This is a genomic window from Paenibacillus sp. MZ03-122A (assembly GCF_024213325.1).
Taxonomy (GTDB): Bacteria; Bacillota; Bacilli; order Paenibacillales; family Paenibacillaceae; genus Paenibacillus; species Paenibacillus polymyxa_B.
Genome location: NZ_JANAVI010000001.1, coordinates 580,804 through 595,463, shown reverse-complemented (window position 1 = coordinate 595,463; position 14,660 = coordinate 580,804). Strand labels below are relative to the sequence as shown.

12 protein-coding genes are annotated in these 14,660 nt (G+C 44.9%); 6 read left to right on the top strand and 6 right to left on the bottom strand.

Annotated features, from left to right (window positions below; all coding sequences use genetic code 11):
• The first annotated feature begins 83 nt into the window (after positions 1-83).
• Positions 84-1,082 carry a polysaccharide deacetylase family protein gene (locus NLX74_RS02895; RefSeq protein ID WP_254327897.1) on the top strand — a complete coding sequence of 333 codons (999 nt, stop codon included), beginning with the start codon at positions 84-86 and terminating at the stop codon, positions 1,080-1,082.
• 91 nt (positions 1,083-1,173) lie between these two features.
• On the opposite strand, the gene NLX74_RS02890 is transcribed toward NLX74_RS02895, so the two are convergent.
• Both NLX74_RS02890 and NLX74_RS02885 read right to left on the bottom strand, forming a co-directional pair.
• Complete coding sequence (locus NLX74_RS02890; protein WP_254327896.1) at positions 1,174-1,794, bottom strand: TraX family protein; 621 nt, start codon at positions 1,792-1,794, stop codon at positions 1,174-1,176.
• 23 nt (positions 1,795-1,817) lie between these two features.
• Positions 1,818-2,495 (bottom strand): CBS domain-containing protein, encoded by a 678-nt coding sequence (locus NLX74_RS02885; protein ID WP_254327992.1) that lies wholly within the window; start codon positions 2,493-2,495, stop codon positions 1,818-1,820.
• A 218-nt stretch (positions 2,496-2,713) separates the two neighbouring features.
• Here NLX74_RS02885 and fsa point away from each other — a divergent pair, with 218 nt between their 5' ends.
• The 3 genes from fsa (at position 2,714) to NLX74_RS02870 (ending at position 5,220) form a co-directional block, all read left to right on the top strand.
• A complete protein-coding gene (gene fsa / locus NLX74_RS02880) occupies positions 2,714-3,361 on the top strand; it encodes a fructose-6-phosphate aldolase (RefSeq protein WP_013309811.1) in 648 nt (215 codons plus the stop codon).
• 202 nt (positions 3,362-3,563) lie between these two features.
• A complete protein-coding gene (locus NLX74_RS02875; RefSeq protein ID WP_254327895.1) occupies positions 3,564-4,019 on the top strand; it encodes a MarR family winged helix-turn-helix transcriptional regulator in 456 nt (151 codons plus the stop codon).
• 1 nt (position 4,020) lies between these two features.
• On the top strand, positions 4,021-5,220 hold the full coding sequence (locus NLX74_RS02870) for an MFS transporter (RefSeq protein WP_254327894.1): 1,200 nt from the start codon (positions 4,021-4,023) through the stop codon (positions 5,218-5,220).
• A gap of 91 nt (positions 5,221-5,311) precedes the next feature.
• On the opposite strand, the gene NLX74_RS02865 is transcribed toward NLX74_RS02870, so the two are convergent.
• Positions 5,312-6,619, bottom strand: coding sequence for an MFS transporter (locus NLX74_RS02865; RefSeq protein WP_254327893.1), 1,308 nt, complete (start codon positions 6,617-6,619; stop codon positions 5,312-5,314).
• 89 nt (positions 6,620-6,708) lie between these two features.
• Positions 6,709-8,427 carry a methyl-accepting chemotaxis protein gene (locus NLX74_RS02860; RefSeq protein WP_254327892.1) on the bottom strand — a complete coding sequence of 573 codons (1,719 nt, stop codon included), beginning with the start codon at positions 8,425-8,427 and terminating at the stop codon, positions 6,709-6,711.
• A 271-nt stretch (positions 8,428-8,698) separates the two neighbouring features.
• Between NLX74_RS02860 and NLX74_RS02855 the strand changes: the two genes are divergently transcribed.
• Positions 8,699-9,643 carry a serine hydrolase domain-containing protein gene (locus NLX74_RS02855; protein ID WP_254327891.1) on the top strand — a complete coding sequence of 315 codons (945 nt, stop codon included), beginning with the start codon at positions 8,699-8,701 and terminating at the stop codon, positions 9,641-9,643.
• A 151-nt stretch (positions 9,644-9,794) separates the two neighbouring features.
• Here NLX74_RS02855 and yicI read toward each other — a convergent pair whose 3' ends face one another.
• A complete protein-coding gene (gene yicI / locus NLX74_RS02850) occupies positions 9,795-12,119 on the bottom strand; it encodes an alpha-xylosidase (protein WP_254327890.1) in 2,325 nt (774 codons plus the stop codon).
• Between the two features lie 180 nt (positions 12,120-12,299).
• Between yicI and NLX74_RS02845 the strand changes: the two genes are divergently transcribed.
• Positions 12,300-13,220: an AraC family transcriptional regulator gene (locus NLX74_RS02845; protein WP_235308075.1), complete on the top strand. Its 921-nt coding sequence runs from the start codon at positions 12,300-12,302 to the stop codon at positions 13,218-13,220.
• 16 nt (positions 13,221-13,236) lie between these two features.
• On the opposite strand, the gene brnQ is transcribed toward NLX74_RS02845, so the two are convergent.
• A complete protein-coding gene (gene brnQ / locus NLX74_RS02840) occupies positions 13,237-14,595 on the bottom strand; it encodes a branched-chain amino acid transport system II carrier protein (protein WP_254327889.1) in 1,359 nt (452 codons plus the stop codon).
• Between the last annotated feature and the right edge of the window lie 65 nt (positions 14,596-14,660).

Genomic DNA, 14,660 nt, shown 5'->3' with positions numbered 1-14,660 from the left:
GATAGACTAGATTTTGCTAGTTTTATATTTAGTATAAACCTCTATACTTTCAGAATTTTTTTGCATGCGGGGGATGTCATTCAATGAAACACACTTTTTTTAAAAGAACGTTGCTAATCATAAGTTTGTTGGCTATTTTAGGGATTTTGGTGTATGAAGCACGTAGCATATACCACACCCCTACAGTTAAAGGGACTCATCGTACACGTACAGCTCATGCAGATCGACTGGTACGCCATTTATTCTCACTGACGCCTACACCAGATAAAGTATATTACCAAAACAAAGTAATTGTCCTGATGTATCATGAGGTGACCAAGACTCCACCTGATCCCGGCGCTCTCAAGCTTAGTAATTTAACGAGGCAGTTGGACGAAATGAAAGCTAACGGCTTCCACTGGATCACGATGAAAGAGTATACGGACTTTATTTTACATAAAGCCAAGGTTCCTGATAATGCAGTACTTATGACATTCGACGACGGATATGAGTCCTTTTATACGGACACTTTTCCTGTGTTGAAAAAGTACCAGGTACCGGCAACCAATTTTCTTATCACGTCCACGATCAGCAATCCCAAACATATTGGAATTCCTAAGCTGACATGGGATCAAATTCATCAGATGCATGCCGAGGGTATTGATTTTTACAACCATACCAATGACCAGCATGCTTACGGATACTCCAACACAGCGCGCACCAAACAAAAGCCACTTCTGATGGGTCCGGTGTATTCGAAAAAGCTGGGGCGAATGGAAACCGAGAATGAATTCAAACAGCGGGTTTATACAGACTTGGGCATGGCTGACAAGAAGCTGTTTAAGCATCTACACAATGATCAGAATGTACTTGCCTTCCCTTATGGTGGGTATACCAAGGAGACGCTGGAAGTTTGCCGTTCCTTGGGAATTGACGTTACGTTCACGGTGAAACGGGGGATTAACTCGCCCGGGCAAACAAACGGCTATCGCGTCAATGCAGGTGGAATACATAATATTCCAGAAGTGTTGGTACAATACATGAAGGAAGGTGCTCCCCTTCGCCCACTTCCTTTTGCCCAAGGTCCCAACAAGGTATCCTAAACGTTGGCTAGCTTAATAAAGGAAAACAAAAGAACCTTTAAAACCATTTATGTTGTGGTTTTAAAGGTTCTTTTGCTGTATAAGATATAGATTAGGGCCAGATACGAATTGCCGCGATAACAGCCAGATGTACCGGGTAAAAGCTACGCCACAACCAGCGCGGTACCCTATTATAAAATCCGCTTTCTCCAGTTGCAAAACATACGATCAGAATGCTGGACAGCAGACTAAAGTGTTGGAGATTCGCGTGATGCACTAAATCATACACTACGTTCAACATAAAATGGGCTGCAATCATCATATATGAACGGGTGTATCGATAAATGAGAACCAACAGCAGTCCATAGGCTCCGTAATCCATCTGGCTGAGCTCCATAACCAGAGCTGAAAGGACGTACAGAACCATTACAGCCGTCCAGTGCTTCAAGCGGGATGCAGCAGCCAGCGCGGACAATGAGGCCAATAGCGTCCAGATTACGTTCGGTCTAAGCACATCAAACGCTAGCATATAGGGAACTTGAGATATCAGAGCCAGTCCGAGTAGACGGAGCATATAGCTCCGTATGTCTCGGGTATGAGTATATCCCAAATACAGCGCGTACGCGTAGATTGGAAAAGCAAGCCTGCCGGCAATTCTCCAAGCCGGATCCGTCGGAAAAAACACAAGTCCGACATGGTCAATCAGCATCGTCAGCATGGCCAACCAGTACATACAAGGCCCCCTTATTCAATGTTTTACGTTTTTTCTTCTGTCAAGCCCAGAATGGCATTCATGATATCCGTTTTCGTAACCCGTCCTACCAACCCCCGAATTGGAGTTGAGGAGCTACATTGCTCGTCCAAAACTGGAAGACAATTGACCTGATGCCGAATCAGTCTCAATATCGCTTCCAGTAAAGTGTCTTCTGGAGCAAGCGTCGTCATTTGGGCCCGGCGCGTCATTGCCATGGTCACCGGGACAGTGTGAAGATCGGTATGCCCCAGCATGACCTTCAGCAAATCCTTGCGGGTAACAATCCCAATGAACTCCTGCTCCTCCCCTGTGACCATCAGCGTGCCTGTATTTTGCTGAAACAACATCAGCACCGCATCATAGGCGCTCGTGTCACCGGAAATCAAAATCGGATCGCTAAGTATATCTGCCACAGTCAGCTTTTTGAGCATGTTGCCGATATGACTATCATATTTAGGATAACGTCCTGGCAGGTAGCCTACCTTCGGCTTGGCATCCACCAGCCCGAGCATAACGAGCAGAGCAAGGTCAGAACGGAGAGTCGGACGCGTCAGTCCCAGTGTTTTAGCAATTTTATCCCCCGTAACAGGTGCCAGACGCCGGACAATTTCAACAATTTCCCGCTGTCTTTCAGACAGTTGAATAGTCATTACCTCCTTATGGAGTGGGGTAGTATACATTATAGACGAGCATAGATCGGTAAATTTCAGCTTCTTCCGACAATTCATCAAATTTTAATCATACACAGCTTGTTTTCGAATTTAAAATGTGTCACAATTAAGAATGTAATACATACTAATTATAAGTTTAACGTGTGCAATATGCTACATTTAAATGAACTATTGTACATCGCATGTGATATGTATTATGTATTATATAAACCTGAGGAGGAAATCAAATGAAATTTTTCTTGGATACTGGTAACATTGAAGAAATCAAACGTATTGAACGTTTGGGTCTGGTTGATGGTGTAACAACGAACCCTTCACTGATCGCTAAAGAAGGTCGAGTGTTCAAGGAAGTCATTCAGGAGATTTGCAGTATCGTTGAAGGTCCCGTAAGTGCTGAGGTTATTGGTCTGAAGGCTGAAGATATGCTCAAAGAAGCTTATGATATCGCCAAGTGGGCACCCAACGTGGTTATCAAGCTTCCTATGACCGAAGACGGCTTGTACGCTTGTAACGAGCTGACCAAGAACGGAATCAAAACGAATGTAACACTGATTTTCTCCGCGGCTCAAGGTTTGATGGCAGCCAAAGCTGGCGCTACTTTTATCAGTCCATTCGTAGGACGTCTGGATGATATTGCTGTTGATGGTATGAAGCTGATTCGTGAACTGAGACAAATTTTGGACATTCATGGTCTGAAATCCGAAATTATCGCCGCATCCATCCGTAATATTAAGCATGTAGAAGATGCTGCTCTGTCTGGTGCACATATTGCCACCATTCCAGGTTCCTTGCTCCCTTCTCTGTGGAAACACCCGCTGACAGATAGCGGTATCGAACGCTTCCTGAAGGACTGGGAAACTGTACCTAAAGCTTAATTCGCCAGTCATGGCAAAACGATACTATATCAACCCAAACAGCCCGTATTTTACGGGCTGTTTTTTATTTTGGCTTTAGTGATGGCAGAACCCAAAACGCTGAACAACTTTTTTTGACAAAATAACTTGTTGTTCATATAATTGTTATAACAACTAATTAATTTAAAAGTAATTTATGTACGGGAAACAGAAAGGAGTATCTATGAATAACTTGCCTCCCGATTGTTCCATTGGGATGTTGCTCGGGATTACTCACCGCAAAATGAGTCAGCAGCTCTTGCAGCGCCTCAAACCTTATGATATTTCCCCAGAGCAATGGTCGGTTCTGTACCAAATCTATCAGGCTGAGGGTTTAAATCAGAAAGAAATTGCAGCTAAGGCCGTGAAGGACCAGCCTACCACGACTCGAATTATTGATTTGTTGGACAAGAAGGGCTGGGTACGGCGTGTCAATAGCCCACAGGATCGTCGGGCCTATTTGCTTCATTTGACTGAAGCAGGCCGACAGCTTGTGGAGGAGACTCTTCCTGTCGAACGTGATGCCAATCACGATTTTGTAAAAGGAATTTCCTCGGCCGATCTGAAGCAATTCCGCCAGACTCTTTTACAAATTCACGCCAACATGACCGAATCAGAAAAACAAGGAGAGAACGATTAATATGCAACAAGGCAAGCAACCTCTTTGGACCAAGGAATTTATCGTTCTTACGGTTTCCAATTTATTTTTGTTTCTGGAATTACAAATGATCGTTTCTTCTATCCCTTCCTATGTGAAAAATGCATTCCACGCCAGTTCCGTTCAGGTCAGTCTCGTTACCACCTTATTCGCTTTAAGTGCGATTGCAGCACGACTCTTTTCAGCCCGTATGCTGGAAAAAGGACATCGCAGCACCCTGATCTTCATCGGACTGCTGTTTGCATTAGCAGGAACACTGGGATACAGCGTTTCACCGACGATTACAGTGCTCCTGCTCATGCGGATGTTGTTTGGAATCGGCTTCGGTATGAGTAGTACGGCCTTTCCAACGATGGCCTCTGACGTCATCCCGCCCAAACGTCTCGGTGAAGGAATGGGTTTTTTTGGTCTTTCCACCAGTTTAGCAATGTCAATTGGGCCAACCATCGGCATTTCGATGCTGCAATACGGGAGTTTCAACCTGCTTGCCTATACGACAGCAGCTGTAATTGTTGTGATATTCCCGTTGGCTTACTGGCTGATTCGTACACTACCTAAGGGGCACATCGAACCACCTATGGTTCCTTTGGAAGATGGGCGAAAACCGGCATTTAACCGTAAATTGTGGATTCCCGCCTTGTTGAACATGCTGATGTCTATCACATATGGTGGGTTACTCGGCTTTATGGCGCTTTACGGGGATGAAGCAAATCTGGCGCATCCTGCCTACTTTTTCCTGTTTAATGCGGTATCCGTGCTGATCGTGCGTCCCTTCTCGGGCCGTATTTATGACAAAAAGGGGGCAAAAGCACTGCTCATCCCCGGCTCCCTGTTTTTAATTGGCGGTCTGATCCTGCTATCCTACGCGCACAGTGATGTCTTCATGTATATGTCTGCTCTTTGCTACGGTATCGGGTTTGGTGTCATGCAGCCGACCCTGCAAACCTGGATGATTCAGGTCGTGTCTCCTAAACAGAGGGGTATGGCAAACGGAATGTTTCTCAATTCCCTCGATTTTGGGGTTGCAGCCGGAGCGCTTATACTTGGCATTATCGCCAAAGCAAGTGATTATGCGTGGATGTACCGTCTCTCCTCGCTGTTTATTGTACTGTTCTTACTGATCTATGTCATACAAATCGTCGCAAGCCGTAAGCCTAAGACACATGTCCCTCTAGAAGGGTAAGTCTATGATATACAAATGAATATTAGTTTATACTTGCTCAGTTTTCAAAAACACCCGTTGCCATAATTTCATGGACAACGGGTGTTATTTCTTATTTCACAGGAGCTTTGCGTCTTAGCTTGGGAGAAAGAGGCTTTTCTCGGGACACATCGGTTAGCCCCTTATCCACATTAGGGTCAGTGGATTTGTCATCTGTGGGTTCATCCTGCTTGGGTCTGACCGCAAACAGCATCAGCATAGCTGCAATGCCTCCCACTGCGGCCATCACGCCAAAAAGCAGACCATGTCCACTGCGACCCAGCAGCAATGAAACAACCGGAGGGCCTAACGATACCCCGACAAAGCGCATGCTGCTATACAACGAAGTAATGGTTCCGCGCTCCTCTTTTTCAATTCCCTTCGTAATGAGGGAATCCAAACAAGGCAGTGCGAGCCCAATCCCGCCGCCCCCTAACGTAAACAATCCGATCACCGCATAAATATTTTGGAAAAATCCGAGAATGGCAAAGCTGATCGTCAATACGGCCAAACCACTGAAACCGATCCACTTCATGCGCTTTTTGTGCTTGCCGATGATCTTGCCTCCTACATAAGAGCACAGACAGAGGGAAATCAGCGGAATGGCTAACACAAAACCTTTCCACACTCCATGGAGGTTGTAACGACTTTCCAGTATGTCAGATAAGTAAAACAGGACGCCAAAAATGACAAACATACAAATACCGCCCATTGCAAAAATAGCATAGAGCCAGCGTCCTTTTTCGGCAAGCACTTGCTTCACATTTCCCACAAATTCTCGAAACATAATCGGTTGCTTCTTACGCTTAGGCACATGGATCAGCCAAAGCACTAAAATAAGCGAAATCAGACAGAGCCCCGGAATCACCGCCAATGGCAAAAACCATAGAACAGCTCCTAACGCGGCACCGAGTATCGGACTTAACACTTTACCAAATGTGTTGTAGGTCTCAACTACCCCTAGGTTTTTGCTGGCCTCATCCTCGTTTTCGTACAGATCACCCACAAGTGGAATGACTATAGGAAAAGCCCCTGCCGCTCCCGCACCCTGTAGTAGACGGCCTGCAATAATGGTCCAGTAAGCTGCCAAGTCGTGAAGCAGCCATGCTCCCACAGCAGAAATCCCCCCTCCAATCACAGTCAGAATCAGACAGGGAACAATCACCGCCTTACGGCCAAATCGGTCGGAAAGATAGCCCGCAATCGGTATCAGTAAAATGGCCACCACCGCATATACTGTAATCAACATGCTAATCTGAAAAGAGCTTACATGTAGCTTACGTCCGATTTCCGGTAAAACTGGAATCAGCATGGAATTACCCAGCGTCATCATCAGCGGGATGGAACCTAACGCAAGCAGATTCCCTTTATTTTGTTGCATCCCGTTACCACCTTTGCAAAGTAATAACACAGCTGTTCTGATTCGTTCAACAGATGTTATTGTGTTTACATTGGTGGCAATTTATGCGGCTACACTTTAAATCCACCGACCCTTGCATTCAGAAGTTGCGACATATCCGCCAGTGTATGAATGGAAGACGCAATTTCCTCCATGGAAGCCAGTTGCTCTTCAGCCGCCGCACTGACACTCTGGGTTCCCCCTGCCGACTGCTCTGCTACTTCACGAATACGTTCTACTGCTTCCACCATTCGCTCGGATCCGCCGGACATTTGTTCTACAGACCGATTTACACTATGAATCTGTTCGCTGACCTGTTGAATGGAACTCCCAATCTGACGAAACGCGGTTTCTGCGGATTGCATGACCCTTACTCCAGACTGCACTTCAACCGTACCTGTCTGCATACTGGAAGCGACATTTCCAACATGCTCCTGAATATTTTGCACAAATTGTGTAATTTCTGCTGCTGAAACTGATACCTGCTCGGCCAATCTTCTTACCTCAGAGGCTACAACAGCAAATCCTTTCCCCTGCTCTCCGGCTCTTGCCGCTTCAATCGACGCGTTGAGCGCTAGCATTCCTGTCTGTTTGGCTATTCCGGTAATGACAGCTCCAATCATGCCAATCTGTTCGGCCTGTTCACTAAGTGAACGCACAGCACGTGCAGAGCTGTCTACACTTTCGCTTACCTTTTCCATCTGACGCATAGCCTGACCTATAGATTGTTCTCCTGCTTCTGCATCTTTAGCGGCTGTATCAGATAACTCGTACACCTGCTGGCTCGTAGCTGCAATATGCTCCAGTTCGTGGGCTAGCTCTTTCACGGTATCTGTAGTTTGTGTAATATCATCGACCTGATGCTCCATACCAGCCGCTAGCTCTTCCATTACACCGGAAGTATGACGATTGGCCTGATTCATTTCCTCTGTACTTACGCTAACCCGCTCTGCGGTTACGGTTAATGTACGCGCCGTATCTTGAGCATCCACTATAATACTGCGGAATCCCTCAATAAGCTTGTTGTAGGAGCTTGCAATCATACCGATTTCGTCTTTGGACGTAATATCCAGTCGGCTACGCAAATCTCCCCCACCTTCAGACATTTCCAACAGCTGCTCATTCATATGGTGTAATGGACGAATGGAACGAATCAGCACGATGGATTGAAAAATACTGTAAATGATAACTAGAAGTCCTACAACACTCGTAATCAAGGATGTATTCGTCATCGTTTGGTGCGCTTGCTGTATTTTCACCGTCACCATATCCTCTTGAGCTTTGACAAAGGCTACTACCTTGGTATCCAGTTGCTTCCGCAACACCCGTTCGTTTTCAAAATCATCGAGCAAATCAGAAAATGGCGGGAAAGCATCATCTCTTGTACTCTGATATCCCGCTGTAGTCAGTAAGCGATGAACTTGATTCATATAGGTATTAATCCCCGTCTTGAGATCAGTCATCTTTTTCTTAGAATCCTCATTGCCTGTACTAAGCAAAGCTTCTGTCTCCTGTAGCAACTTTGCAACTTCACTCTGCTTGTTTCCGATCTCTCGCCCGTACTGTTCGTCACGAGTTAGCAAATATGCCCGCTCATCATTAGATATGCCGTTTAACAAAAATTGAAGAGACTTCGAGTTATACGCAATAGCCTCTTCACGATTCATAATGTCCTTGTACTCATTCTCACTATGTACGCTTAAAATGTAATTGGTCAGCAGCATGGCTGCAATCACACTCGGGATCAGTATCGCGCTAAGAATCATTTTGGCCTTAATGGTTAAATTCATGAATCGGTCCCCCAGTTATTTCTGAATAAAATGTCCAACTTACTATATATCGTTTTATTCGACAGTTTTTTTGAATGAAACAGAAAAAGTGTATAGATTTTTAAATATATTTGTGTCTATTCAGTGAACATATATATCTTTTTTAATATCAAAAAACAAAAAAATTCTAAATTAGGTAAATGAACTGTTTTCCGTTTGTAGCCTTCGAATTATAGACTATTAAAATGATATACTATGTATTGGTATGCCATAAGCCTCAAGGAGGATCCGCATGAAAAGTCTGGAACTCAATCCACTTATTCACGTGCTTAACGAGTTGGAAACCCGCAGCTGCCTTATTGAGCAGCAGGGTAACATGATCATGAATTATTATCGTGAACCTCAAATTGCTAACGAACTCTATAAAATAAATTCCTGTACCAAAAGCGTGATTTCTGCATTAGTTAGTATCGCTATGGACCAGCAACGGGGACCGAAACCGGAGACGCCAATCCTCGAATTCTTTCCCCAGTTGGCCACAGATAGTGATTCTCGAAAGCGTGATATGACGATTGAACATCTGCTGACGATGTCTGCAGGCTTTAACTGGACGGAATTTGGCGGGCAAAATTCTTTTCCTACCATGAGCAAAACGTCAGACTGGGTGCAATTTGTGCTTTCACAGCCATTATCGGATGTGCCAGGGACGCGAATGGAATACAGTTCTGGCTGTTCTCAACTTTTGGCCACCATACTACGTAATGTTTCTGGACAAACAGTTGCTGAATTTGCCGAGCAGCAATTATTCCAACCGCTCGGTATCGAAAGCTACCGTTGGGAGACCGATCCTCAGGGCACGCATACGGGTGGATTCGGACTGCATCTCAGGCCGATGGACATGCTCAAATTCGGGCGGCTTTATCTGAACGAAGGAGGCTGGGAAGGACGGCAGATCATCCAAACAGAGACAGTTCGATATTCAACCCGTCCGTTTCTTCCTGCTGCCAAACCACAAAAGGCATTTTACGGCTGGCACTGGTGGACTTCTTCCTTTTCAGATGAAACAGAGACAGGAACTGAAAGGGACTATTTTTACGCTCTCGGCTTCGGTGGGCAATACATTGTTGTCGTCCCGTCGTATGACATGGTTGTTATCGTTACCGCTGATAAATTCAAAAAGAAACGGGCTCCTGTGGATATTTTTCGGCAGTATATTGTACCGCTGCTACTCCAGTAGAATGGATAAGGAATAGATACCGAGCTAAAAGTTGCAACTGGCTCTAGCAAAAATCTGCATCAAAAAGGGCCTGCCTGTTGGATCAGGCAAGCCCTTTTTTGCATATAATCGATACATTATGACATACTTCATCCACTATCTAGAGCCTTACTTAGCCCAAGTGAATCGTAAGCTCTTGCTGTCCGCTGGAAGCTGGTGTAATGATTACACCCTGTTCTCCCGACTGGCTGCTGCCTTCCTCCACTTGAACAGCCTCGTGGATACCACGCAGAACTATCGACCATGGTTTAACAGCACCTTCTGCCTTCACCGTAATAACAGAATCCTTGCGGCTGGCAGTAACCGTTAGCTCTTCTTCACCTGACGTATTCACGATAACCGTTCGAGCCTGTTGCCCCTCTCCAAGCTCAAACAAATGAAGCTCCACTTGATCTGCATAATCATAGTCCGGACGACTGTCCTCATGACCAATTGCCAACAGTGTGTTCGGCTTCACGAGCACAGGCAAGGTTGTAAAATCATGATACTCGTTGACCCAACGACCACCAGACATGCTCTTGTTTGTTAACAAATTCGTCCACTGACCCTCTGGTACATAATACTGTACACTGCCTTCTTTATTAAAGATCGGAGCTACCAAAATGGAATCTCCTAGCATGTACTGTCGATCGAGCGTTGCACAGGTTGGGTCCTGCGGGAATTCCAACACCATAGCCCGCATCATCGGCAGTCCCTTCACCGAGGATTCCACAGCAGAAGCATACAGGTGTGGCATCAGCGAGCATTTGAGTTTGGTAAAGCTGCGTACCACGTCGACTGACTCTTCGTCAAACAGCCAAGGAACACGGTACGACACGTTTCCGTGCAGTCGGCTATGGGAGGATAAAAGTCCAAACTGCACCCACCGTTTGTATAAGTCCGGCGCAGCCGTTAGTTCAAAGCCGCTAATATCATGGCTCCAGAAGCCGAAGCCGCTCAAGCCAAGTGATAATCCGCCCCGCAATGATTCTGCCATCGACTCATACGTCGACGAGCAGTCTCCGCCCCAGTGAACTGGGAACTGTTGCCCCCCGGCCGTAGCAGAACGTGCAAATAACGCTGCTTCATTTTTACCCAGCTTTTCCTCCAGCACTTCAAACACTGCCTTGTTATACAAATGCGTATAATAATTATGCATTTTCATTGGGTCAGAGCCATCATGATAAACTACATGTGTTGGAATACGCTCACCAAAGTCGGTTTTGAAACAGTCCACGCCCTGATCGATCAGCACCTTCAGCTTATCCTGGTACCATGCGACAGCAGCCGGATTCGTGAAGTCAACCAGCCCCATCCCTGCCTGCCACAGGTCCCATTGCCAAACGCTGCCATCAGCTGTTTTGACCAGGTAGCCATTCTCCATGCCTTCATCGAACAAAATGGACTTTTCTGCAATATACGGGTTGATCCATGCGCAGATTTTGAGGCCCTTAGCCTTCAATCTCCGCAGCATGCCTTCTGGATCTGGGAACATATCTTGATCCCACTGGAAATCACACCATTGGTATTCCTTCATCCAGAAGCAGTCAAAATGGAATACCGAGAGTGGTAGATCCCGCTCAGCCATCCCGTCCACAAAATGGTTCACGGTCGCTTCATCATAATCTGTTGTGAACGAAGTGGTCAGCCACAAACCAAAGGTCCAGGCTGGTGGTAATGCAGGCTTACCCGTCAGTTTGGTGTAATTGTCCAGTACCTCTTTAGGGTTAGCTCCACCAATAATAAAATACTCTAACGATTCGCCGGAGACGCTAAACTGAACCTTTGATACATTTTCCGATGCAATCTCATAGGATACCTTTTCCGGATGGTTGACGAACACACCATACCCTTTATTCGAAAGATAAAATGGAATGTTTTTATAGGCCTGCTCACTGCTAGTCCCGCCATCTTCATTCCAGATATCGACCACTTGGCCATTTTTTACGAACGGGGTGAAACGCTCTCCGAGTCCGTATACGTACTCACCGATGCCCAGCTCCAGCTGTTCTCGGAAAAAAGGCTGATCCTGCGGGTCTGTAATATAGCCTGGTCCCCGATGTCCGCTGCCTGTGACTTTACGATCCTCGACATAAAAGCCTACATCCCAGCTCTTCCCACGACCGACTCGCACACTCAGATCGCCGCTTTTCAGTACCGCTGCGTCCTCATCCACTGTAATATCTACCTCTGTTGGCAAGGTGTGAATTTCAAAATTTGGCCCCTGATGCACCCGTCCCTTATGGTGGTTCAGACGCACCTGAATGACATTCGGCATAGGCGAGCTGTAGGTCGCTTTCAGCAACGCTCCGTTCAGTGTATCTCCTTTGTGCTCGATCCGGTGGGTCGCTGCATATACCGTCATAGAAGCATCGTCCGTCACAATATCACGGATATCAGCAGGATTTTGTATTTCATAGCCCTTGCGAACCATCCAATAGCCATCAGTAAATTTCATCTGTTACTTCCTCCGCTTCAATCTTTATTTCTTGATCCCAAATCGCTTGTTGGATTTTTTCGAAATCCTTACTATAATAATATTGATTTATGTAAGGGTTTACTTCGTTTATTTTGACGTATTGTATCAATATTTTGATGTTTTCTATATAAATCAGTTTGCAGAAGAGGAGTCGTTGAAATGCAAAGGGAAATGTTGCGGGAAAACCGCATTCACGGCAATCCCATGTACCCAGTCAGCGTATATCCGAGCGTAGAGCAGTTGAACGGAAATAGTATACTGGAGTCTCATTGGCATGAAGAGATGGAGTTTATCGTAGTGGAGCAGGGAAGCGCCATTTTTCAGACGGATATGGTCTATACGGAGGTGAACGAAGGTGAAGCTCTTTTTGTCAACAGCGGCGAGCTTCACGCCGGTTATTTACAAAAAAGCCCTCGCTGCATATTTTCAGCGGTGGTGTTTCATCCAGACATGCTACACAGCCGCACGCAGGATACGGTACAGACGCAGTTTATTGACCCATTTATCAGTAAAAAGCTTGTCCCTCCCCCTCACATTCGAGGCGTGCAGCCCTGGGAGCAGGAGGTGCTGGTTGCGTTGCGACACATTATCACCAGCCATGAGCAGAATGCGTCTGCCCGTGAATTGGCGACCAAGGCGCAGCTCTATAGCATAATTGCCTGCCTGTTTCCACACATGACCCCTGCTAACGGAGAGGATGTGATTATGGCGGGTCAACGCAACAAAGTTGAACGGATCAAAAAAGCGCTGGCGTATATCAATAGTCATGCTCATGAACCTATACGTTTACGGGAGATCGCAGATGAGATTGGAATGAGTGAGGGGCATTTTTGCCGTTTTTTTAAGCAGATGGTTCAGAAAAGCCCGGTAGAATATATCAACTATCATCGGATTCAGAAGGCTTGCAGGTTGCTGGAGCAAAGTGATCGCAAAGTGGTTGATATTGCGCTGGATGTTGGTTTTGACAATTTAAGCTATTTTATTGCGACCTTTAAAAAATGGAACGGCCTGACCCCTTCGCAGTACCGTAAGCAGCACGAAGCAGATCAGGCGCTTGCTGTCCCTTATATAACAGACTAATATGCCATAGGGTAAATCATTTATTCTTTTTGGGCTTCAAAAGTACTAAAATTATTTTTCTTCCTCTTAATTTAGTAAATATGTAGCCAGCTACACCTCCTAAAACAGAGGGAATTAACCACCCTAACCCTACATTATATAATGGAAGAAGATGAGTGAAAAAGTCATTAATTACATTAATTTTTATTCCAGCAGCATTCAAGCCATCAAATAAACTAACGATAAAGGTTAATATCAAACTGCCTTGATATACTTCTGGCTTTCCTTTAAATACGGGATGTAAAAAAGTTAAAAATATAAGAGAAATAGCAATAGGATATATTGCCATTAATACTGGCGTTGAAACCTTAATAAGCTGTGTTAAACCTATGTTGGCTACAAGAGCACTAAATATAGATAACATGAGAGCAACTCTTTTATAAGAGATTTTTGGAAATAATCCATGAAAAAAGGAAGAACAGGAAGTGATAAGCCCCACACTTGTCGTTAAACACGCTACTGTAATCATTAAGCCTAATAGAATAGAACCATAAGATCCAAAATAATAGGAGGAAACCTTAGCTAACACCTCAGCGCCATTTCCCAAAACACCCAATTTTTCAACGCTAGAAGCTCCCATGTATGAAAGAGACGTATAGATAAAAGCTAAGAGTATAACCGCAATTGCTATCGCTTTGGCACAAATGATCATCAACTCTTTTTTTGTAGTAACCCCTCTATCCTTAATTGCATTCACAATGATAATTCCAAAAATAAAGGCTACAAGAGCGTCCAATGTTAAATAACCCTCTTGAAAGCCTTTGAAAAAGACATTCGATGTATAACCTTCCGCAGGTTCTTGGAATTTTCCTATTGGGTGAATAATAGCTACAATCACAAGTAATCCAATGAATGTCAATTTAATGGGTGTTAGGAACTTTCCGATAACATCAATAATTTTTGTAGGATTAAGCGATAACAAGCATGCAACTGCAAAAAAAAGAATAGTAAATACAACAAGTGCGACAGGATGATCTGCATTGTTAGAAAAAAAAGGCTTTACTCCAATTTCAAATGACACACTACCGGTTCTAGGAATTGCATATAAAGGCCCGATGGCCAGATAAAGAATTGTTGTAAAGACAAGGCCGAATACAGGATGTACACGACTCGCTAAAGTTTGCAAATTGCTTTTGCCCGAAAAAACAAAGGCTGTGACGGCTAGTAATGGTAAGCCAACTCCGGTAACCAAGAAACCCGCATTGGCTACCCATACATTCTTTCCAGCCATTTGCCCAAGCATAGGTGGAAAGATTAGATTCCCTGCACCAAAAAATAAGGCAAATAGCATTGAGCCTATAATGATAATAAAGGACGAAGAAACACTTTTCGACATAATAAATCCTCCAACTACGAACTCACAACATTTTGTTTTATTCGTTTTCTTTTTAATTTATAAAA

What these genes read in the sequence shown, in the direction of transcription:
- NLX74_RS02895 (WP_254327897.1), top strand. Translation starts at nt 84, where the DNA reads ATGAAACACACTTTTTTTAAAAGAACGTTGCTAATCATAAGTTTGTTG.
- NLX74_RS02890 (WP_254327896.1), bottom strand. Translation starts at nt 1,794, where the DNA reads ATGTACTGGTTGGCCATGCTGACGATGCTGATTGACCATGTCGGACTT.
- NLX74_RS02885 (WP_254327992.1), bottom strand. Translation starts at nt 2,495, where the DNA reads ATGTATACTACCCCACTCCATAAGGAGGTAATGACTATTCAACTGTCT.
- fsa (WP_013309811.1), top strand. Translation starts at nt 2,714, where the DNA reads ATGAAATTTTTCTTGGATACTGGTAACATTGAAGAAATCAAACGTATT.
- NLX74_RS02875 (WP_254327895.1), top strand. Translation starts at nt 3,564, where the DNA reads ATGAATAACTTGCCTCCCGATTGTTCCATTGGGATGTTGCTCGGGATT.
- NLX74_RS02870 (WP_254327894.1), top strand. Translation starts at nt 4,021, where the DNA reads ATGCAACAAGGCAAGCAACCTCTTTGGACCAAGGAATTTATCGTTCTT.
- NLX74_RS02865 (WP_254327893.1), bottom strand. Translation starts at nt 6,619, where the DNA reads ATGCAACAAAATAAAGGGAATCTGCTTGCGTTAGGTTCCATCCCGCTG.
- NLX74_RS02860 (WP_254327892.1), bottom strand. Translation starts at nt 8,427, where the DNA reads ATGAATTTAACCATTAAGGCCAAAATGATTCTTAGCGCGATACTGATC.
- NLX74_RS02855 (WP_254327891.1), top strand. Translation starts at nt 8,699, where the DNA reads ATGAAAAGTCTGGAACTCAATCCACTTATTCACGTGCTTAACGAGTTG.
- yicI (WP_254327890.1), bottom strand. Translation starts at nt 12,119, where the DNA reads ATGAAATTTACTGATGGCTATTGGATGGTTCGCAAGGGCTATGAAATA.
- NLX74_RS02845 (WP_235308075.1), top strand. Translation starts at nt 12,300, where the DNA reads ATGCAAAGGGAAATGTTGCGGGAAAACCGCATTCACGGCAATCCCATG.
- brnQ (WP_254327889.1), bottom strand. Translation starts at nt 14,595, where the DNA reads ATGTCGAAAAGTGTTTCTTCGTCCTTTATTATCATTATAGGCTCAATG.